The 24,142-nt window shown below is 41.0% G+C and carries 11 protein-coding genes; 9 read left to right on the forward strand and 2 right to left on the reverse strand.

Annotated elements, in window-relative coordinates:
- Positions 1–63: 63 nt before the first annotated feature.
- Positions 64–984 (reverse strand): glyoxylate/hydroxypyruvate reductase A, encoded by a 921-nt coding sequence (locus tag BWD47_RS07575; protein WP_075593736.1) that lies wholly within the window; start codon positions 982–984, stop codon positions 64–66.
- A gap of 115 nt (positions 985–1,099) precedes the next feature.
- On the opposite strand from BWD47_RS07575, the gene BWD47_RS07580 reads away from it, so the two are divergent.
- Complete coding sequence (locus BWD47_RS07580; RefSeq protein ID WP_075593737.1) at positions 1,100–2,815, forward strand: lysophospholipid acyltransferase family protein; 1,716 nt, start codon at positions 1,100–1,102, stop codon at positions 2,813–2,815.
- Between the two features lie 44 nt (positions 2,816–2,859).
- Here the strand turns inward: BWD47_RS07580 and dapE are convergent, their stop codons facing one another.
- Complete coding sequence (gene dapE / locus BWD47_RS07585; RefSeq protein WP_075593738.1) at positions 2,860–4,050, reverse strand: succinyl-diaminopimelate desuccinylase; 1,191 nt, start codon at positions 4,048–4,050, stop codon at positions 2,860–2,862.
- 449 nt (positions 4,051–4,499) lie between these two features.
- Here dapE and BWD47_RS07590 point away from each other — a divergent pair, with 449 nt between their 5' ends.
- From BWD47_RS07590 to BWD47_RS07625, 8 genes are all read left to right on the forward strand, one after another.
- On the forward strand, positions 4,500–5,153 hold the full coding sequence (locus BWD47_RS07590) for an OmpW family protein (protein WP_075593739.1): 654 nt from the start codon (positions 4,500–4,502) through the stop codon (positions 5,151–5,153).
- A gap of 332 nt (positions 5,154–5,485) precedes the next feature.
- Positions 5,486–7,702 carry a CapA family protein gene (locus tag BWD47_RS07595; protein WP_178387087.1) on the forward strand — a complete coding sequence of 739 codons (2,217 nt, stop codon included), beginning with the start codon at positions 5,486–5,488 and terminating at the stop codon, positions 7,700–7,702.
- 9 nt (positions 7,703–7,711) lie between these two features.
- Positions 7,712–9,634 (forward strand): hypothetical protein, encoded by a 1,923-nt coding sequence (locus tag BWD47_RS07600; RefSeq protein ID WP_075593740.1) that lies wholly within the window; start codon positions 7,712–7,714, stop codon positions 9,632–9,634.
- Complete coding sequence (locus tag BWD47_RS07605; protein WP_075593741.1) at positions 9,634–12,750, forward strand: poly-gamma-glutamate biosynthesis protein PgsC/CapC; 3,117 nt, start codon at positions 9,634–9,636, stop codon at positions 12,748–12,750. Before BWD47_RS07600 ends, BWD47_RS07605 begins: the two co-directional genes overlap by 1 nt.
- On the forward strand, positions 12,737–15,001 hold the full coding sequence (locus tag BWD47_RS07610; protein WP_075593742.1) for a hypothetical protein: 2,265 nt from the start codon (positions 12,737–12,739) through the stop codon (positions 14,999–15,001). Before BWD47_RS07605 ends, BWD47_RS07610 begins: the two co-directional genes overlap by 14 nt.
- The gene (locus BWD47_RS07615; RefSeq protein ID WP_075593743.1) at positions 14,991–15,734 is read left to right on the forward strand and encodes a hypothetical protein; all 744 of its coding nucleotides are present in this window, start codon (positions 14,991–14,993) and stop codon (positions 15,732–15,734) included. The genes BWD47_RS07610 and BWD47_RS07615 overlap by 11 nt, the downstream gene beginning before the upstream one ends.
- Positions 15,719–19,993 (forward strand): hypothetical protein, encoded by a 4,275-nt coding sequence (locus BWD47_RS07620; protein WP_075593744.1) that lies wholly within the window; start codon positions 15,719–15,721, stop codon positions 19,991–19,993. The genes BWD47_RS07615 and BWD47_RS07620 overlap by 16 nt, the downstream gene beginning before the upstream one ends.
- Positions 19,983–24,065 (forward strand): poly-gamma-glutamate synthase PgsB, encoded by a 4,083-nt coding sequence (locus BWD47_RS07625; protein WP_075593745.1) that lies wholly within the window; start codon positions 19,983–19,985, stop codon positions 24,063–24,065. Before BWD47_RS07620 ends, BWD47_RS07625 begins: the two co-directional genes overlap by 11 nt.
- Positions 24,066–24,142 lie beyond the last annotated feature (77 nt).

The following is a 24,142-nucleotide window of genomic DNA, read 5'->3' on the forward strand; positions in this document are numbered from 1 at the left end:
CACCAACAGCATAGCAAAGTTACAGATGTTAACAAGCTGTTTAATAAAATAATTTATTAGATGTCAATAACCTTTTGTTCTATCAACCAGATTTACTAACCTTTCCCCATTTAGCAATCTTTTTACATTACCTGCAATTTGTTCAGTTACCGTGTTTATATCCGATAAAGCAGCACAATGAGGAGTGAGTGTAATTTTATCATGAGACCAAAATGGGTGCCCTTCAGGTAAAGGCTCTTCAGCGAACACATCAAGCGTTGCGCCACGTAAGGAATTGTTATCTAAAGCCGCCAGCAAGTCGGCGTCAACGACATGCTTACCACGGGCAACATTAATGAGCACCGCATGATTTTGCAGCTTACTTAATAATGCAGCATCAATAATGCCTGTAGTATGTTGATTAAGAGGCAACAAACACACCAAGTAGTCAACCTGTTTTAGCATTGTATTCAAGCCATTTTCTGTATGGTAACAAGTAACCTGTTGTTCTTGTTTTTCGCTATTTGACCATGCACTTACCGTAAAACCATTCGCCACCAAACGTTTGGCACATGCCTTTCCAAGCTCACCATAGCCTAAAATACCCACATGCTGATGTGCATAGGCTCGTTTGGGTTTCCATGCTCCTTGTGATTGTTTTAAAAAATATTCTTTCAATCTTAATTTTTGCGCTAATACATGGGTCAACACATATTCAGCCATATCGCTGGCAAGGGTCTCGTCGACAATACGTACCACAGGAACAGAGGGTGCAATCGCCGTTAAGTCAATGCTGTCTACGCCTGCACCAAACGACGACACAGCTTTTAAATTAGGGAGTTTAGCCCATAAGTCTGCAGGCGCATTCCACGCCAATACAAATTCAACGGCGCTATAATCTGTACATTCTGACCACAACTGTACTTCCACTTCGGGTAATAAAGTACGTAATCGTTCAATTAATTGACTGCAATCTCGGCCAGTGATTGCCACAAGTAAAATCATTTTGTTCTCCGCTTATCGTTAGCGCTCTTTAAAAAGTCACACAACTGCAACTTAACTGTCACAGCGAGCTTTTACCCTACTTATATCGCTAGATGCGTTTAAGATTGAGGTGTGTATGATCAGTGTTGATAAAGTAATAGAAGCAAATTTACCACAGTTAGAAAATTCACCAAAAGTAAAAGGGTTGGTAAAAAAGGGGTTAGGCTATTTATTACATGAACAAGAGTTTGTTGCCTTTGGCGATGCCTACCCTCACTTACAGGGACTCGAGTTTGTTGAGCAAGTACTCGATGAACTTGACTTTGATACACGTTACAAACCAAAACAAATGGAACACATCCCCAGTGAGGGCCATGTTGTTATTGTTGCGAACCACCCAATTGGCTCGCTCGATGCATTAGCATTAATCAAAGTGCTATCCAGCATTAGACCCGACCTTAAAGTCGTTGCTAACCGCATGCTGATGTCAATCACGCCAATGCACTCATTGTTATTACCCGTCGACAACTTATCGGGGACAAGTAAAAAGAAAGAGCTGGCCAATATTCAACAGCATTTAAAATCAGAAGGCGCATTATTAATATTTCCGGCTGGTGAAGTGTCACGACTAAGCCCTACAGGTATCAAAGATTGTAAGTGGAACAGCGGCTTTTTACGCATGGCAAAAAAAGCCAACGCGCCGATCTTGCCAATTTATATTAAAGCCAAAAACAGCCCACTATTTTATGGCACTTCGATGATCTACAAACCATTAGCAAGCTTGTTATTGGTCAAAGAAATGTTTAAACAACGACAAAAATCGTTAGAGTTTGAAATTGGTGCATCAATACCGCCTGAGTCATATTTAATTGAGAATTTAAAAGATAAAGAAATTGCGCAATTGATCAGAAAGCAGCTTTATCGCCTGGTCACTAAAAAGCCATTACCTTTAAAAACACAAACGCCAATCGCAAGCCCAGAGGCCACTAAGGATTTAAAGAAAGCCATTGAACAGTGCGAACTGCTCGGTGAAACATCAGACGGAATGAAAATTTATCTTTATCAATATAGCGGTAGCTCTCCGATTTTTCGTGAACTCGGTCGTTTACGCGAAATAGCCTTTCGTGCTGTCGGTGAAGGCAGTGGTAAGCGACGTGATATTGATAAATACGATATGGATTATCAGCACCTCGTACTGTGGGATGCAAAACAACTGGAACTAGTCGGTGCATATCGTCTTGCGTGTGCAAAAGAAATTATAGAAAAACATGGCCAAAAGGGACTGTATACCGATAGCTTATTTAGTTACAGCGACGAAATGGCGCCATATTTCGAACAAGGTATTGAGCTGGGTCGCAGTTTTGTACAACCCAAATATTGGGGCAGAAAAAGCCTCGATTACTTATGGTTTGGTATTGGTGCATTTGTAAATCGGTATCCGCAATATCGCTATTTATTTGGTGCTGTTAGTGTATCAAATGCCTTACCCGAACAAGCAAAATCTTTACTCGTTCATTACTATCAGCATTACTACGGTGCGCAGCAAACATTAGCGATACCCAACAATGAATTTCGTCATACTGAACAACAGCGTGAACAATGTACTCAGTTATTTTCAGGGAGTGATATTAAAGAAGATTTTGTAGAGCTGAAGCATATTCTGGCTAATATTGGCGCCCAAGTCCCCACTTTGTTTAAACAATATACCGAATTATGCGAACCCGGCGGCGTACAATTTCTCAGCTTTAGTATCGATCCTGAGTTTAATAATTGTATCGATGGTCTTGTACTGGTTGATCTTAATAAAGTAAAGGCCAGTAAAGCTAAACGCTATTTGGGCGAGTCTCGCTAAAACACACAGTGGATATCGGCCAATCGGCCGATTATCTATGCTTTTTAGGTGTTAACATTGCTAAAGATATTAACCAACAGCTCGCTGTAAATTTTTTCAATGAGTAGTAAGTCAGCCACAGGAACATGTTCATTCACCTGATGAATAGTGTGGTTTCGCACACCACATTCAATTACTTGCGTATGCTCACTCGCAAAAAAACGGCCATCTGATGTACCACCGTGAGTACTTAAGACTGGAAATGTGCCTGTTACTTGATGTATCGCCTGCTCAACCTGTTTGAGCAAACAGCCGCCTGATTTATGGGGTGTGTAATAAGACTCACATGGGCGCTCCCACTGTACCTGTAAGTGCTGCGAAAGATCAGCCAAGGCAGCCTGAATTTCATTTTTTATATCGGTACTTTTATAGCCATGGCTGTAACGTACATTAAACGTTAATTCACACTGTGCAGGCACAAGATTATCGACCACATTGGCAATATTAATACCGGTTACTTGTAATGTCGTTTCTGAGCTTGGTTCATCTTTAAACCAGTTAATGGCGATGAGTCGCTTTACGACCTCTGCGCTAATATGTGCCGCATTCACGGTGTTCTCTGGATAAGCAACATGCCCCGCTTTCCCTTTTATAAATAAACGTGCAGAGAGCGCTCCGCGGCGACCATTTTTAATCGTATCACCAACATGCAAATGACTGGTTGGCTCACCCACGAGGCACCCATCTAGTATGATGCCTTGTTGAGCCAGTTTCTGTGCAATTAAAAGAGAACCATACTCGGCTTCGCCTTCTTCATCTGAGGTGATCAACCAATAAAAGGTTCCTCGCACATTTTTGCGTTGCTGCAGCAGCGCCTGTGTTGCACATAACATGGCAGCTACACCGCCTTTCATATCTGCGGCGCCGCGTCCATACACAGCGCCATCAACAATGTCACCCGAAAACGCATCAACTTTCCAATCCCCCTGTGCAGCAGGAACAACATCAATATGCCCTGAGAAAGCCACTACGGGTCCATCACCAAATGAGACTTTAGCGATTAGATTCGTTACTTGATTATCGCTAAACACATCACACTCAAAACCAACCGTGGTTAATTTTTTTGCTAACCAATCAATCGCTCCTGCTTGTGCGGGTGTGACAGATTTAAATCGAATTAAGGTTTGTAAAACATCAACCACCTCATCATAGGCAGATAAATGTTGCTCAACGTGTGAATTTAGTACGCAGTTCATAATAACCCTAGCCACTGAGATAAGTAAGGGTATTACAGCGCGCTTTTATTACCGCAATGTGAAAGTGAAAGTAATGACTGTTCGCCATGCATTATCGTCATTTGCATTCATTAATAAGCCTGCTTTGCACAGCACGTTACTGTTGCGAAAACCATGATGAATAATGCCCCTCTCTGCCAAGGAAGGGCACAATTGCAGGCCTTTTTTAGTAATGATTAAGATGTACTAAATACAAATAAACAATAAAAAAGATCGACTCTAGAGGTTCAAAAAACCGATAAGAGTCAATTACTTTTTTTCTGTTCTTGGTTAAAAACTTAATCTAAATCAAAAAAAAGCTTCACTTCGTTCAAACATTTTTGAAACTTTGATCTAGAACAGGTTTTAGCTGTGTCGACTCGGTAATAATAGCCTCAACTAAACAAGACAAGTAGTTCGTGGAGAACAGCATGAAAACTAAATTAAGCATTGCATTACTGACTTCATTATTAGCACTCTCTCCTGTTGCAAACGCTAACTTAAGCGTCAACGTCGGTGCGATTAATGTTAACCCTGATAACGACAGTTCAAAAATCAACGAAGCACCTACTTTAGGTTTACGTGGTGATGACAATACACAAGTGGGTATCACTATCGATTACGCATTTAATGATAATTGGGTACTTGAGTTAGTTGCAGCAACCCCATTTAGTCATGATGTTCAAGGCACGGGTGGCTTAGCTGGCAACAAGATTGCTGACATTAAACAATTACCACCGTCGTTGATCGCGCAATATCACTTTTTAGATTCTACTTACAAATTCCGTCCATTTGTGGGTGTCGGTATCAACTATACAACGTTCTTTGATGAGCAGGCTTCAGCAGCGTTAAAAGCAACGCTGGGTACGAACGATGTAGAAGTAAAATTAGATGATTCATTTGGTTTTGCAGCACAAGCTGGTTTCAACTACATGATGAATGAAAACTGGGGTCTACACGGTATGGTTGCATTAATCGATATCGATACTGATGCAACCGTGTATGCAGATGGCGCAAAAGCACTCACATCAACGGTAGAAATCGATCCAGTTGTTACTATGCTAGGTGTTAAATACAAATTCTAACTTTCATTTTGTGAAAGCCCATACGCACAAAAAGGCCGCAAAGGCCTTTTTTATTGTCTTTTTATTCCTCTCTTCACAGCGCTAGTTGTATAAAATTAAAGGTAAAATTCTGCGAAGTATTAAATCTAAACTACACTTAACACTCGGTGCACAAACAAAGCACTAAAATTACAATTTTGGTTATAAAAGTAGATGGCATGTTGCATTTATGAGGACAATATCTGAATTTTCAGAGCCAATATTTGGTTGTTCCAATCTGTTAACGTCGATAGAATGCGTCCGCAGTAAATATTGCCCTAAAGAAATGTAAATAAAGTAAAAACGAGGATCGTTTGTTTAAAGTAGTCGTGAATTTTTTGCTTTTATTTGTTTGTCTTGGTTTAGCGGCATGCAAAGTAAAAGATCCAAGTGAGGATAAACCTCAACAACAAAAGCAAGATGTGATCGACGCACGTGAATCACTTTTAACAGGCCATGCTAGTTTTTCGCTGACTGTCGTTAATGACGACTTAACTCCCTTAAGTAACATTCCTCTGACTATTGCAGAGCAACAATATACGACTGACAATGATGGTCAGGTATTCATTGATAAGCTGGGTTACGGTAATCATGCCATTACAATTCAACAGAATGGTTACTTTACCAAAGTAGGTATTCTTGTAAATCACCCAAACTCGACAACCACACAAATCAAACTCCACGCCAAACCTGCAACGAGTAAAAGCCTGGTATTTGGGGGTGATTCAATGTTTGGACGTCGTTACTTAGACCCGAGTCTCGCAACAATGGGCACCACAATCCCCAATGTGAGTGACGCACTCATTCGTCCAGCGACAGCCGCAGCAGATAGCATCGCAATTACTAAAGATGTTGCTCCCCTGTTTAAATACGCAGATTTTGCTTCAGTCAATTTAGAGTCACCGATTACCAGTAACCCTGCTGTCGTTCATCCGACCAAAGAATTTAGCTTTTTTTCGTTACCTGATTCGTTACAAGGCTTAACAGAAATTGGGATTGATTACGTAGGACTTGGTAATAATCATATCTACGATTATTTACAAACAGGTTTAGAAGACACACTACTTGAAATATCAAACACAGGGCTGCTGTATAGTGGTGCAGGTCTTGATGAATTTGCTGCATTCAGCCCTATTACAGCTCAGCTCGACACATTCAACTTAGTACTCTTTGCCGCTACAACAGTTACCGGAAAAGAACACGAACTTACTTACGTCACCGATGCAATGAAAGGCGGTGCCGCAGATTTAACAAATGCAGAGTACGTGCAAGAAACGCTTGAAAAAATACACCCAAGTAATTTTGTTATTGCGCAAATACATGGTGGCGACGAATACACTTATTCTCCTTCGCGTTTTATTGCAAGTCACTTAATTGATTTATCAACGCAAAATACCGACTTACTCATTGCTCACCACCCTCATGTAGCACAAGGTTTTGCGGTATATAATAATGTGCCTGCCATTTTAGGGTTAGGTAACCTCGTGGTTGATCAAGCTCGCCTCGATACCTTATTAGGGGTAACGGTGATGGTCGAACTAGACTCACAAACTCAAACCGTTCAGCGTGCATTTGCCTACCCTATCTTTATTGAAGATTACAAACCACGTTTTACAACGGGCTTTTTAAGTCACTATTTATTAAGGCGCCTAGCCGAATTTTCAGACGATAATATTACGCTTATCCCCCGCGATAATTATGCTGAGGTGTACTTTAAAAAAGCACACGCAACCAAACGCAATCACAAAGTCAGCGTTGAAGTAAATTCACAGACTCCTATCCTTGATTTACGTGAGTATGCTCCCTCTTCTGCCGCCTATCTATCGGCAATAGAAGTCACCAATGGCACTTTAAATGAGCTTACTTTTGGGCGAGATTTAATGGTCTTTGGGGACTTTGAAGATTGGGATAACGACAGCGATGCATTTGAAATTAGCCGCTGGGATCATAGCAGTAATAGCGTTTTACCCTGCACTGAAAACCCGCACAATGGCATTCAAGCTTTATGCTCAACACGCGATGAATTTAATAATACCCCCTCAATTATTCCCTTTAGACACACAATGCGTGTGATGGAGCTAACTGATGAAAATTTTCAACCAATGCTTAGCAAGCAGTTTTCTTTATTTGGTTACATTCAATCTGAAAACGGCGGCAAGGTAGAAAGCTTACTCACCTATACCACAGGGGTAGATGATCTGGCTTTTTCACAAAATCAGGTCTTAATTAGTGAAGGTGGTGACAGAGCATGGCAATCCTTTAGTCACGATTTCACATTACCATCTGATGAATTTACATTAGGTCAAAAAAAACAACCACCTCGGGGTGTAAAACTACAATTTAGGCACTATGCTCCTAATAAGGGAGAGGCCATGACTCGCTTTGATGATATTGCGATGATTTCATGGCAAAAAAGCGTTGTACTGCAAAACAGTCAGTGGAACACAGATAAAATGCACGGATATGACTTTTTAAGGGTCTCTGTAAACGATACAGCAAGCTTAACACTCACTTTTACTTCACTTGATTAAGGAAGAGGCGTGGCTGTCGCTCAACGATTATTGTTATTAAAGAATCACCATATTTTTTGGCTTACGCTTGGCTTGTTTGCTTTAGTGGTGATTAATAATGTTTTGAATCTTTTTCAAGCTAGTAATGCTTATTTCTATCAAAAGTTAGCATCGTTTGGTGAAACGCAGCACACCAATATCGTACTTATAACAAGTAAAAACTTGGCTGAAAACCATTCAGAACTTATTGAAAAAATCACTGAATATAACCCCAAAGCCGTTATCGTTTTATCAAACCAAAATATAACACCTTCAATTACAAACCGTGTTTATTATCCTATAACACAAAGCGAATACTGTGTACCACGTGTTGAAATGTGGTCAAGTTACCACATGCGAATCCCAGCTAATGATAAAGAGTCTCTGTGTAATAGCATCTGGCAAACTGTTTTTGGCTATGAAGGTCAGCAACCTCGGCTAATTGATTTTAAATTAGCGGTCAGTGCTCTCCCTAAATTCAGTGCTGAGCGGGTTCTAAGCTCTGATGTTATGAGTGAACAATTAAAGAATAAAGTCATTATTGTTGGCCAAACAAGTTCTGCGTTTAATGTAAATATTCATGCTCCTAAGTTAACGGGATTGAACGATCCTCTCCTGCTTATGGCCTATGCCGCAGACAGTATCGAAAAAACAACCACGGTGATAGAGCTTAAACCTAGTTATAGCGCCCTCATTGAATTTGCTCTGGTAATTAGCCTGCTGTTTAGCTTTCAAAAACTGGCTGTTATTTACTCATTTGTCATTGCCTTGGCAAGTTGCCTTTTCTGGGTCGTGGTCAGTTACCTTGGTATCGAGTTTGCAGCTGTTTATATCCCTGTTGGCCAATACATTATTGTTATCTTTTCGACCCTTTTTTCGGCTTTGATTGTACGAAAACTATCTGAAGATAAAGCGCTAACGGGGGTTGTAAATAATATCCAACAGAAAATGATGGGCCGTTTTTTACCGCAAACCTTTATTGAGCAAGCCTCTCCATGGGATCCAATAATTCAACTAATAAGCCAGCAATTAGATCTCGAAAAATCAATTTTTTTGGCGAGAAAAGAAGATGATCATCGCATTGTTGAAATAAGAGCGATCAATTGCGAACTCGACAATATCCAAGAAATGCGCCGTGACTACAAACGATCCCCGTACAGTGACGCATTAAAAGCACTGGGTATTGTAAAGATTAGCCGACCTTTTTTTAAAAATGTGCTCAACACCGAAATAGAGTTTATGGTCCCCCTTGTTTACGCGGGTGATGTTCGGGGTTTTTGGGCTTTATCGGTTATTCCAAATGAGACTTTTGATCGACACGCCTTTGAGAAAAATGTGAACAAATTTGCAGCACAAGTCGCTGAACTGCTCTTTCATTATCATATTTATAAAACAACTCAGGCGAAAAATCAGAACTTACTCAATAGACTTGTCTCGTTCAAACTGCATGAGCCAATCGATCAGCAAGTTAAACGTTCGCTCAATGACATGGAGCAAAAGTTAACAACCTTAGAGTTGGTGTTTAATCATACACGCTGCGCAACGGTTCTCTTTAACCTGTTCGGTCAAGTCGTACAAACAAATGCAGCGTTAGAACACTTTGCTAAGCAACATCAGCTTACCATTTTTGAAATGACAGCCTTAGATTTGTTATGTCATAGCTGCGCCCTTGATAGCGAAGTAGCCAAAGGTAAATTGCGCTATGTCACATTAAATAAGGCGGATATTCATTTACCGGCAGTCCTTAATAATCAACATTATGTTTTAAATATAAAAGCGATTCATACCGATGGATCGCAAACCGCTTCGGGTGAACCATTTCAAGTATCGGGTATTTTATTTGAATTTCTCGATACCTTTGAGAATGAGCCACAACTCGACGACGGTTTTGATGAAACCCTGAGTGAGCAATAATGGACTTTGTCTTAGCTCTCTTTCCTGCAGGCAGTGGCCTTGGACAGTCAGTTATTACCACCGTGTGGGTGGGTACGGCCGTTGTTTGTCTATTGAACTTACGTTTTGGTTTCCCATTAACGGGGCTTGTGGTGCCAGGTTATATCGTGCCTTTGCTCATCATCAGTCCCACATCTGCCGTCGTTATCATTATTGAAGCAATCGTTGTTTATGGCTTAATGCGATTTAGCGCACATTACATAATGGAAAAATGTGGTTATGGCGAGATGTTTGGTCGTGACCGGTTTTTTGCCATTATATTGCTGAGTATTTTAGTACGTGTTTGTATGGACACGTTAGTGTGGCCTCCCGTTGCCAATCAATTAAGTCAGTGGGATATTACCCTAGACTACGCGTCACAACTGTACTCTTTGGGTCTTGTGATTATTGCTTTAACAGCGAATGTAATGTGGAATGGCGGCTTCAAATACGGTCTAAAAGTCACCTTTATTCAACTTGTGATCACCTTCGTGCTCGTTCGCTTCGTACTGATGCCGTTTACTAATTTCAGTATTGCTAATTTAGGTATTATGTACGAAGCCGTTGCGGCATCCATTATTGCCGCTCCCAAGGCCTATATTATTTTAGTGATCACAGCCTTTATTGCCTCAAGAGCAAACATAAAATACGGCTGGGAATTTAACGGAATAATGCTACCCGCCTTATTAGCACTTCAGTTAACTCAACCCAGTAAACTGTTGACCTCTTTCGCTGAAACAGCGGTCATTTTAGTGTTAGGCGGCTCGTTAATTCACTTTACTCGCCTTAAGCACGCCAATATTGAAGGCGCTCGATTACTGCTATTCTTCTTCACTATTGGCTTCGTGTATAAACTAATTCTCAACTACATTGTGGTGTGGTATTTCCCCGCTATAAAGGTCACAGATACGTTTGCATTTGGTTATATGCTTGCCACCTTACTTGCACTCAAAATTTACCAAAAAAACGCATTAGGGCTGGTGATCAGGGCAACGTTTCAAACTTCAGTCGTTGGGGGGGCATTTGCTATTTTGGTTGGTTTTATTGTGATGCTTGTACCGTCAATGCTGTCAAAACACACTGAAACTTCAGAAATTCAAAGTCACCACGTATTCACCCTTGACCAGCAAATCAGCCGTTACAAAAGTTATTTATATACCGCACAGTCAAACAAAGTCACCGTGAGTAGCTATAAAGCAAATCAAGCTGTCACTGATTTTAAATATGGGGTTTACCAAGTTAATCAGGCGATTAAAGATAATCAATCGATAGCCAGTCTTAACGCGCTGTTTAACCCGATAGGATTCAGACTTGAAAGTGATGAAGACTATATTTATATAATAGACACGTTTGAAGATCAGCAGCACGGTCTTTTCGTATTAAATAAAAATCCGCAATCAGCGCCTTTATTGATCACCGTACCATTTCCTATCACCGAAAGTTTAGCAAGTGATTCAGCAGGGCTTATATTTCAGCACCTCAAAAGCAAAGCGCTGGTTTATGGTACCGCAAAGACACCACAACAAACGTTAGCGCAAGAGAATCAACAAAGTCCTTTCTATCAAGCATTTATTACAGCACTTAACACTGATGAAGTATTGCAGGTACGTGAGTCTAACCACTTTACTAAAGTCTCTTTAACTGATTCTCCAGCAAAATCACAGAGCCAATATTGGATTTATAATCAACTTCCTGCATCAATAAGCCAACGAGAAATTCACCAATTTATGGGGTCTGAAGAAACGTTCTTTGGTAGCGCAACAGTAAATAGTCTACCCACCTCACAATTTTCGGGCTCCTTGCTTGAGGTGTTTTTAGATAGCGACAACTACGCGAGTATATTAGCCAATGCTTATCGCGATAATAAACGCTACAGCACACTTCAGTTTAATAAATTAGAACGAGACATTAACCAAATAATTGATGATTTTTCTGTGCATATCAGTGAAAAAGGCAGTTTTAAATATCAACCACTGTCTAAAAACCAAGTGGCCCTTTGGGAGTTCGAAATACTCAAACCACTGTATAAATTAATTGCACAGATAGGAAATAATCCTCTCAATGAGAATAACCTAAATCAGTTAAAACAAATTAATGGCACTGCTGAGTTACTTAACTACCAATTACAACAGGTCCAGACAATGAGCGGCCGCTATTTACTATTGAGCCCTCAGGACAAAAACCAAGCGTATCAGCAAGGTCAGGGCTTATATATCTTTAAGTTAAGTGAACATGAGTCTATCACTCTTAGTGTTCCCCGCCCTTTATTTGAAAGTAATACATTGGCTGTTGCCAGCGAGTTGTTCAGCCGCACCAATGCAGCTTACTTAGCAATTGCGGGTGCTCATCCGTATGCACATCCAAAAGCGAATGTATTAGCCGTCGATAATGTAGGGTCGTTATTTAATATCGTTCATCAAAGCTACTTACGCTTTAATGAAATGACACCCAGTTTAAACATTCAGATAAGAAGCCACAGCGCGCCTTCTTGGGTGCGCCCGAATGCTATCGCGTTCTCGACGACACAGATTAATGAGCTTGCCACACCACTGATGAATCAACTGAGTAATCAGTTAACAGCTTTGGGAATTAAGTATCAAGTTGTTGAAGGACAAGCAGCAACCAGAGGGCTTGAAATTGGTAACTCTCCTCAAGCGGGCTATCAACAATTTAATGCGAATAGCGAGCTGGCAACCTTGTGGTTAGCGTCTGATTTCAAAACACAATTTTCAGTAAGCCAAACCAGTTTGTTACAGCGTTTACTGGCTATTTCGAACACCCCAACACTAACAGTGATCAATCTCGCTACTTTGTCGCCATCGAACTGGCAAGCGTTAAGCGACCTTGATAAGCAAAATATGAAGAGCATTATTGATAGCTACGCCGCGAACCAACGTCTCACGTCTTTAGCACGATTATGCAACGAAATGAATAAATGTTCACTGCACACAATTGAGTTAGAGCATGTCAATAAATATGCTTTAATGTTCAAACACAACAGCAAAATCACAGCCATATATTACCCCACTAAAAATCAGCTATTTGACCTAGATGGGTTTAATCTTATGATGAGCGGAGGCGACAGTGTATTTAATTAAACGCTTGCTTGCGCTACTTGTTATTGTCAGTGTGGTATTCTTCCTACTGTTCTTAGGTCGACACTTTTTTGTTTGGCTCGATTCAGCTGAGCCTATTGGTGCCAGCACAGGCGAAGAAACACGCTCTAATGTGCAATGGTTGAGTAGCGATAAGCCGCTGCGATTCAATTTTTCGAATCAGCGGACCCACTCGTTGCGCATTCTTTCTAATGCCGTATTTGATAACTCGATTTCTTTTGATCAACCGGTTAACTACGCTATTAAGTATGTTCTGTATGACCAACAAGAGCGTGTGATTTTAGACGATGTTTATCATCATGCGTCTAAGCTGTACACCGACTTAGACGGCCAAAAAGTTAAGCAAATTATTGAAAACAAACAATCCTTGAGTGTTGCCTCGGGACAATCTTTTTACTTACCCATAGCTCATTACCCACATGCGACCAGCTTAGAGCTGACTATGATCCCCGAACAGGCTAATCTTCAAGGAGTGGTCGTTCGTGTGCATGCTAAAACCCCTGAACAAAGTATTGATCCTCTTAACACATGGCTTAAAAGACCATTAGATCGCCGTCAACGGGCAACAAACTATTTAACGTTAGGTGAAAATGCCTTAACCAGTAACGAAATCAGTAATGCGATGGCTTATTGGTGGCAGAAAATCGCCCCGCAAGGTATTCCAGATATCGACTTTAAATCTGATATTCTCTACGAAAGCCTCCCCTATAACGTGTTGACCTATGACTTTAGTGCTGAGCAGCACGATTTAGGTGCTTACTTTACCGAAGAGGGTTTATGCGCCAGCGTTCGCTTAGATGAACCCGACAGCCTTATTTTCACCGTCAAAGAAGGCGCAAAACTGCCACATTTAATGTGGTATGACAAACTGCAATTCTCGGCGCCGACGCCTGTCAGCTTTGCTCCTACCGATATTGAAAACCGCTATCAAACACAGCTCATTGCAGCTGGATTAGTGAGTATTTGTAGTGATGAAGCGATACTTACTCAATGGCAAACTCTCTCAGACACCCCAATTTTAACGAGTTATGCTGGCAGTTATTTAATAAATGAGCTAGGCAATGTCGAGTTTGATATTGACCCCAAAAGTGACTTAAAGCTAGACGTACGTGCTTTAGAAACAAGTCAGTTAGAGGTCGTTTTATTTGATCAAACACACACAGAAATCGAACGCTACTCTTTAGCGCATAAAGGCGACGTCTCACACTACGATCGCCTTATCGACGATACAACGCAAAGGCAGCGTGTTGGTTTACTCACCTCGTATTATTTGCGCACGCCAGCTAATGCGTATCGAGTACAAATAAACGCGAATAAAGACGCTTATGTCCTGTTGCGCGCTCGTTACGCACAATTTCATTATCAGCGTGTAGTTGCTCATCAAAATATCACAACGCCGATTGATCAATTTTATGATATTGCAGCGTGGTACGAACTACGCGCGAATAATCACTTTGAATTAACGCAGCAGGCACGTTTTGCCAATATTCGAACCTTTACGCCCCCTGCTGAAGTTGAGCCAATGACGACCTTTTATCAGCCAAGAGAGCTTTACACTCTACTGCCTATTTCAAATGTGGCCCTCGCACTTAGCCCTGACCGTTACTTTATACCTAAACAACCGGCACAAATTTTTAACTTTGGACTTTACACACCTAAGACCCCAGCCAGTTATTCTGATACGGGTGATAACAAACTGATTTTTAGGTTGTCTAATACCCGTGCTCAAGAACGTAATGCATCAGATGTGTCAGCGACTGAGTTAAAACAATTACAAAATAAAGCAACGGCAACCTATCAAAACTGGCATGGTGAGAGACCGTGGATTAAACAACGCCTCTATCAACTCAATAAAAATACGCCTTTAACACTCAACTTTGATGCGCAAGAACAACCAATGAGTGTGGTCTTTAAGCTGTTTCGTTCGCGCAGTGCACAGCCTATTGAGTTTAACATTCTTGAAAAAGCTAATTACAAATCAGGATTAACCAGCGAGTACAGTATCGCTAAACAGCGTGTTCAATTGCATAGCTCAGAATTACTTAACGCGTTTCTAATTCATCCAAAAAATAGCCAATTAAATAGCTACCCTAGCGTCACGCATACGGTATCAAGTGACATAAATAAACTGCACTCACTGACAATTAGCGCATCTGAGACAGCCTGGTTATCGATACTTCAGGAGTACCCGCTGGGGGAGCAAAAAGTAAGGTGGTGGAACAATGAATATTAAGTTTATCATCATTATCATGGGGTTATTGGTCTCGGCATGCCAAGCTGAATCAAACATCTCTGAACTTCATACCGACTTTCAACAGTGGTTAAAAAATAGCGAGGCCGTCCCTTCCCATTTCACGTTAAAGGATGGGGGGTTATACGCAAAGGAATCATTAGATTCTGGCGGTGAAATACATTTTAAAGAAACCGGATATGCCTGTATTGCGTATGCCCCACACCGCTTCTATGACCTGCATACTTTAGATATTGCACGCTCCCTATTTAATGACTGCCAGGTACTCCTTACCAATACCAAGCACCGCACAAGTCGCGACGCAAATGGCGTGCTGATTGACTTTGGTAAATATAAAGAAAGTGCTGCAAATGCATTTATTTTAGCCTATGCGGATACCGTTGAGTCTTTTACCATTTTCCAATTACATGGATTCGCCAAAGAAAAACGTAAAACTAATCAAGGCAGAAAAGCCGACATTATTGTCAGTCAAGGTCGTGAAAATGCATCGTTATTTACCCGTAATATCACCGACTGCTTAAATGAAAAACTAAACGTTGCTGTGATGCTCTATGGCCGAGATATTTATGAGCTTGGAGGAACAAAAAATATACTCACAACCCTTGCGCCAAGCAATAGTCAATTTATCCATATTGAATTAAGCCGCGAAATTCGCGAAAAATTAATCACTGATAACCACTTATTAAAGCTGTTTAAACAATGCCTTACTTCGTAATTGCTCTCGTTAGTATAACGCTGCTGCTATGTCAGCCAGCCAAAGCCTCACAGCCAAAACACGCCGTGCTGATGCCCCCTACTTGGTTAAACACATCACCACACTTATCGCCTTTGGCGACAACGCAGCACCTAACTTTTGATGCCAAACAGCACCGTTATTTGTGGCTACCAGAAGGTCATTGGCTTGAAATAGCCCCCGCACTTTTAAATCAGTTTATTCTAAGTGCAGGGAACACGCAGTATTTACAACAACGCTTACGCGTTCACAGCGACTTACTTTGTAATACCAAACGCTGTCAGCTGCCAGCCACTGGGCATAACCGCATTATTGCCATACAAAATCATCTCGACGAGCGTGCTGAATTTACTGCCATGATAGGCCATTACCAAGGCGCAAGAGACAGCTTTAGGCGCGCCATAAAAATAGCCGCTCCTTCCATACAACTAAGCTCAGCCCAAGGAAATGAACGGTATTATGCGCTCAAAAAAAATGAAGAAGTGAAGCTGTTTTTTCCTGCCGCAAAAAAACTAACGATCTCTGTACGTCAAAATATGCAGCAGCCCGATCCTAATGGTGTGGTGTACGCATCTATTGATAACGAACTGGTTGCCAGAGTAAATACCATAAATAGCCAAGCATTTGAATTTAGCAAATACGATGTTGGACTTGTAAACAGTGACTACCTTGCCATTGCGGCTGGGCAGTATTTAACTCTTAAAAGTCACACCAATGCGTATATTAAAATAGAGCAAAGCCACCGCGCTATTTATGATGACCGCGCAGCCGAAAAAGAACAAGAAAAACTGTTACTCCCCTATTGGCTAACAACCGCAAATGAAGCGATTGAATCGGTTTATAACACACACTCTTTTAGTGTGTTTAGCGATGATGTGTACACACAAAACAACCCGCTTTCTATAAAACGTCATTACAACTTATTATCGATGATGACAGTGCAATCAAAACTCACAGGCAGCACAGAGCATTCATCACTACAAATGCATAGCAAAACCATTAGCGAATTAGTGGAGCAACGCCTCGTTGATGAGCGGTTTTACCCACGTATTAATCAACAAGTGCGCGAATTAACCTACCTTGGACACCAACCCATTGAGTTCGATTTAAGCATTCAACAACGTGCAACGCCGTGGTTAACCCTTATTGCAAAAACACAACAAGACACCCAATTTCAGTTAACCGCGGGTGAGCGTAATTGGCTTATAAACCTAAAAGCGACCGAACATTATCAAACACTTATGATTTCGGTGCCTATTTCAACCTCATCGGTAACGATTAAAAGGCTAACCAACACCTCGAAGCCTATCGATTTTGCCCTGTATGCGAGAACACTCGCCTCCTTACCGAGTGACGAATTACTGTATCAGCAACAGGGAGACCTCAGTGAAACAAGCCCTATTATCGCTAATTTATTGAGTCGTTATTTAAACAAACAACATGACGACTATGTGGCTTCAATCGAACCCTATACACCGGCTTTGCAAAATAACCCCGATATAGACTGGCAAGCGTCACTCACAAAAGCACAACATATTGCTACATCAGCGCCTCTAGAAGCACTGGCTTTGTTAAAACCGTTGAGCACAAGCCCAGACCCTGATATTGCAATTCAAGCATGGCAGCTAAGAGTAGCCATACTGCGTGAACAACATCAGTTTCACCTTGCCAACAGTTACCTTGAAGGCTTGTATAAAAGCGCGCAGCACGCTCAGTTAAAACACTATGCCGCACAAGCCCTTGTTCGTGCCTATCAAGCAGAACAAATCGAGCATAAACTTTTTGCATTATGTGCGGGGAACGTGAGGACAATAGAGCAATGTGAAGCTCAACTTATAAACCTCGCAGTAAAACAGCAAAAGAACCGTTTAGCAGTATGGCTTGCACATCACACCCAGGCGCAAACACAGGTTGAACACAGTTTTAGTGCGCTCAATTATCAGAGTTTAACGGAACTTGAAAAACCTGAAGAGGCACTTTACCAGCGCTTTATTGGCTCGCAATACGCGTTTATTAACCCAGAAGGAAAGCAACAAAGCACCCTCGTTAATAACGATATACCTTGGGTATTTACCGCTAACCACGCAATGCATTTAAGCATAAAGGCGCGGACTAAAGCCGATCAAAGTGGTGAATATCATACCGCGTGGTTAAAAGCTGATAGTCAGTATCAGCATAAGTTAATGCCCATTTTTAGTGATATAGCGGCCACATCCCAATTCGTCAGTAATCAGCAAGCAGTCTCTATTGCCGCTAATTTGGTTATTAGCTTGCAAGCCGGTGAAACGCTCACTGTGACCACCAATCAAGCTGCTTACCTTGATATAAGTGTTATTCCAAAGCAGTTATTTGCACTTTTTGATTATTATTCTGATGCCACCACTCAAGCAACCAGCGATGATATTAGCTCGCTTATTCATGCGTACGATACAACGCCAAACAAACTCCTTATCAATGGGTTGTATCTACTATCTGAAAAACGTCTCAGCAATAATCAGTACACACAACTGCTGCAACGAATCGACACGCTTCCCCCCTCTGCCCATTCGGTTTTCTTACAAAATAGAATTGAACGCTTTGGTCAGTGGCAGCCCATTGAAAACATGCTCGATTACGCTGGTACACGCCTGTTTAATATGCAAGAGACTGAACAACGTAGTTTTGCCGACAGGTTTGCTCAACACACGACTCAATCCGCACCTGAGCAAGGGATTTTATTACGCCCTTTTCATACTTTATACGTTGATTTAACGAAGACTGAAGGCACACAAATTCGCTTTAAATTTAACTTTTCTAGCGCAGAATTAGCGCGTGCAAATAGAGCAAATATCTCTTTTCAGTTAGCAAATCAACAAAAGGTGTGGTCTGTTTCTGAGCAGCAAAGCATTCCATTCACTTTTAATAAGCGAGAGTTAAACAACAATACAATTGCCGTACGTTGGCTCAACCCATACCTTTCGCAACAGCTTGCTATTGAAGCAGAGCAATATATTGCGGGGCAATGGAGAGCGTTGCCGCTACCAACAAATTTAGCGTTTTATACTGTATCAGCTGATACGCCACTTATTGCTAACTTACCTGCCGATACATTAGTAAAACTAGAAGAGATGAATGAAAACAAACGCAGCGAGCGTCGTTTTTTCCATCCAGCAGGTAAAATTGAAGTGCGCACGGATCAATTAAAGTATGTACGCCTCTATCGTTGGCATTTAAGTGAAAGAAACAACAAGATTACGAGTTTTTCTGACATCAATACGCCACTGCCAGAATTAGTCACTTATCAGGCCCCATCAATACCTAAAATAGTGAATAAGCAAGCCACTTTGCATAGCGATGAGACCAACCTGCAAGGCTTTATTCGCTATGATCGACAACATATATTTCAAAGTGCAGAAGACATTCCTGCACAACAAGAAACCGACATAGGTGTGAGGCTTCGCTTTAATGATCAACAACATTGGTATCAATTAGAAGGCTATTATGCGTTTGACGAAAAGCAGCATGACTTCATTGCCTTAAATGGTTACCACTCTTGGCTTGATGACACGAGCCATTGGTTTATCGATTCACAGATCACAAGTCGATGGCAGCTTAGTCGTGATAACTCTGATAGCCAATACGCGTTAAATGGCGCGATTAGTATTGGACAAGTATGGCGCCAAGATACAGTGCATCGGCATCAATGGTCTGTTGCCCCTTTTATCCACATCAGTAGCGCAGACTTAAACGACTACCTTAATGACGAGAAACTAAACTCTAACATTTTTAATTTTTATCGTGAAAATCATGCTTCTGGCTGGCAAGGCTCTTACCAATATCGCTACCAACCTTGGGTAGATAACTACCTCAACTTTGGTGTTGCATCTGGCTCAAATGATGATTGGCTAAGTCTTGATTATTTGCGGTTTAACAGCAGTTGGAACCAATATTACCATGGTCACATTTTGCAAGTTGGTCTTGATAGCTACTACCGTTTTGCCGATGATCATCGTGCAACAGCCACGTGGCAGTACATCAGTCGGGTAGCTTGGCAAAAGCAAATTGATATAGGCTCCTTCTCACAGGGTTGGCTAAAAATCAGTTGGCAGCAAGACTGGGGATGGAATAACCATAATATCAGTCTGGAATTTTCATCGGGCAATAATCAGCATACTGGCTTTGCTCCCTATGCCCATGATGAAATTATTTTTCCGACACTTCAACTTAACCATTTGCTAGAGCGAAGAGATTATGAGCAGTAAAGAACTTAAAAAACGCTTAGAAACCTTACTTTTTGCAGATATCGCAAGCTTTTGGTTAGATCTCTACAGGCAAAAATACCGTCAATTAGTCAACGAGCTAAGTCAATGGGAATTGATCAAGAACCAACCAGACGGACACGACGAAGATGACTGGCTATTACTGCAAGCAATTGCCTTTTTAACTCATAAAATAGATACCCTACAACATCAACTTACAAAGTTAGATGCAGATCACAGCCGTTTTATAGAAAAGCTAAGTCATGCCGAACTCAAAGCAGAAAGACAGTTCCATATACTGGATTATGCGGCCACGTTAGGGGCTGATAAACAACAGTTACAACAAGATCAAGAAGCCTTCACACGTTGGTTTGATGAAGGGGCCATGATCAACCGTTATCAAGATAAAGTGTCTGAACTTGAGCAATCATTAAAGTTTTTAATTGGTAAACTGGGCGACTTAACGCACCGTTATTTATGCCTTCATTTACATGAAATAGAGCAGTCATGGCAAACCGTAAATTTAGAAAGCTTTTTTTTAGATTTACTCGAACACACTGATAATGATGCAATAAAAAACTCTCTTTTTAGAGCCTTGGCAAACCAAGTTACTTTATTAAGCGAGCATGTGGACGATCCGGAATTTAGCGCGGATCTGGTTGAAATGCTGTTACTCTCACTTGAGAAATCAACCACACCACATGCAGCCAAAGTGGATATATTAGAAATATTGATCAACCTTCGCCCCACCTTTACCCGTTATTTCATGCGTTCGCACATTGACTTAGAGGTCCCAAAGACGGGTAAAGCTGACCGCCAGCAATTATTTTTATTAAGCGCTTTTTCAGCCATCATCAGTAAACAACAAACGCTCAATGAGGCAAATCAAAACCTGTTACAGTTGCTGGCAGCTCACCCCTACCCGCGCGTGCGTCAAAGTGTGATAGAACAATGTTTTATTTTGCCGTGCTCATTCGCACTTGCACTAATAACCGAGCGTTTAGAAAAAGAAACCCACCTCGCAATTAGGCTCACATTAATTAAACAATTAACCGCAACCCGATTTAGCGATGGGCAACACAGCTTGATTATTTGGCAACAGCAACTTATGCAAGCTCAACATTTTGCAGAGCAACGTTTATTGCTCGAACTTGCACCACGTATTATGTTTAATTTACAGGTTGAGTGTGAAGAGCAACAAGCCAATACGATTTTCAAGCGCTTCATCGACACCTTAAATAAACACCTTGAAGCACAACAAAACCTTGCCATAAAGCGGATTATTAGCCGTGTCCGTGAACAGCTTGTCAGTTTTATGCACCAACAACACGTTGCTGAACTCGAGGCAAACTTAAACACCCATTCGTCAATCAATAACCAAAACATTGACGAGGCACTACTAGGCCGGCTTTTAAGTCAACAGGCGCAAAAATATGAAGCCTACAATGTGAGTCAAAAGAAACAAGGTTGGCACATAAATCAAGGTTATAAACGCGGCTTCCGCTTTTGGCGCTTTTGGCATGAATTTAAAAACCCCAGTACAGGTAAGCGCCAAAGCTATAACCATTTACAAGCAAGAAAACCCAGTGCATACATGCATGTTCCTAGCTGCACTGTCGCAGAAATTAGCCAAACAGATGTCCCCGGCGAACCGCGATTTGATGACCTACAATTTAGTTCGCGTCCTCATTTGCCATTGCTCGACTTTCTTTTAAGTACTTTATCGCAAGATAACTTAAAAGCCCCAGCGAAAACCTATACCCCTGATGGCATATTAGTCGTAACACCACCCAAAACAGTATTTAAACGCATTCAAGCATACTGCTGGATTTCACTTAACTTTGAAGAACTTAATAATTTACGAAACGGCTCTGACATAGAGCAAAATAATTTTTTAAATGCTTTAAGAGCGAAAGGATTTACATTTGATTTCCAACAATATGGTGCGGTACTCGATAGCGACTTCCCGGTAGAATCAAGTATTGCGACTCTGTATAAAAAACTCGCCGTTACCCCTTTTATGTTTAATATTTGGGTGAGTTTTAAAGAATATGCCTATTCAATTTATCAAAACAGTATTGGTCAGCTGGTGTTTTTCGTGCTGGCTTTCATAGGTTACTTTTGGACACGCCACATAAAAGTGAGCCGCCAAATTCGCGCCGACAGAGCGCAAATTCCTGTATCTATTGGTGGTTGGGGTACTCGCGGAAAATCAGGTACAGAGCGATTAAAATCAGCACTGTTTAGTAGCTTGAGTTTAAAGCTAATCAGTAAAACAACAGGCTGTGAAGCCACATTAATTTATGCAAGAGCCAGTGGTGAGCAATTCGAAATCCCCTTGTTCAGACCATTCGATAAAGCCAGTATTTGGGAGCAAGGTGATGTGCTTCATTTTGCAAAAAATGTTAAGGCCGATGTGTTTTTGTGGGAATGCATGGGGTTAACACCTCGTTATGTCCGTATTCTGAGAAACTGGATGCAAGATAACTTTTCAACAATAACCAATGCATACCCAGATCATGAAGATATATTAGGCCCCACAGGCATTGATGTTGCAAACGAAACAAGTCATTTCATTGGTGAGAATAGTCTTGTTTTTACCAGTGAACAAAATATGGCGCCGATTTTAGAACTCAATGCCAAACGAAAAAATGCCAGTTTAATTCAAGTGCATTGGGCAGATGGTATGCAAGTTACTGACGATATTCGTGCTTTATACCCATATCAAGAACACCCCGCTAATATTGCCCTTGTGTGTAAAATGGCGCAACACATCGGCCTTAGTAAAGACTATGTGTTTAAAGAAACCTCTGCACGCATTATTCCTGATATCGGCGTATTGCAACACTATCCACAGGCACGCATAGGCGCAATATCTCAGTCGTTTGTTAATAGCATGTCAGCCAATGAGCGCCTAGCAACACTAGAAAATTGGCAGCGATTGAGCCTTTATGATTTAAATAATAAAGCAGATACGCAAGTGATCGCCTTAATCAATAACCGTAATGATCGTGTGGCACGCTCCAAGGTGTTTGCCGGCATTTTAAGCCATGATTTGCGATTTGACCGCATCGTTGTCATTGGTACTAACGTCGATGGCTTTTATAGTTATTACCTGCAAGCACTCACAGAGCGCATCGATAAAATTATCAGCAATAATGACACCAAGGCCCTTGAGATTTTACTCACTCAGCTTAATTTAATGTCATCTTGTCAACTAAAGGCACGTTTAGTTATCGCCTATGATGAAGATATTGCTGAGAAATTACTCTTGTTAGCGCACCGCACTTCTGTAAATAAAACCGATATCAGCGAAGTACTCACGGATGCGAGTAAAAAGGAAATTTCGACAATCCTATTAAACCTAAAACATTATCAAGCCCGAACAACCTTAGACTCTTTAAAACAAGACATATCTAAGCACAGTGAAGAAATCAAGCAGCAACTACTCAGTATTGCAAAATCAAAAGTGACCTTGCTTGATGATAGTAGTTTATCTGCGGATGCACTCACCGACACAATCTCTGACTTAGCATTAGCAAATACTCATCAAGTCATTGTTGGGATGCAAAATATTAAAGGTGTCGGCCTCAATTATGTTTATGCATGGCAACAGTGGCAAAAGATTTCACACTCGGTAGAACACCTTTTTGATGAGCAATGCACGGCCAAAGAGTTTAGAAGTACACTGTCTAATTTAAATATGATTGTGTCTTTCAATCGTTTAGATATTGATTATCTTCAAGAAAAACTAGCGCTTTTAAAGAAAAGTGCATTGGCGCAAAATGAGTTTTGCCAAGCTGAGATCACAAGCCTATTCAACAAACTAGATAAAACAGATAACAAGCAACAACACACACAACAACATCAACATGCTTTTACACGTTACTTTAACCAAGTCGTTGAATCTTTTTTAGATGCAGGAGCTGCTGTTAAACGTAAAAAGCGCGCGAATCAAATTTACCAAGACATTGCTGATCAACGCATCACATTAGAAAAAGCCATAAAAGTATTGGGTAAGTTAAATCGAAATCAAAAAGCGGGGTGGTTTGCGAACAAGTCAGAACAAGATTAACTAAATAATGACAAAGTAAAATAAAAACCATACTAAAGGAGGTTTAGCATTTTAAACCTCCAAAGCAATTGAAAAAT

The organism is Pseudoalteromonas sp. PAB 2.2 (genome assembly GCF_001938575.1).
In the GTDB taxonomy this organism is placed as follows: domain Bacteria; phylum Pseudomonadota; class Gammaproteobacteria; order Enterobacterales; family Alteromonadaceae; genus Pseudoalteromonas; species Pseudoalteromonas lipolytica.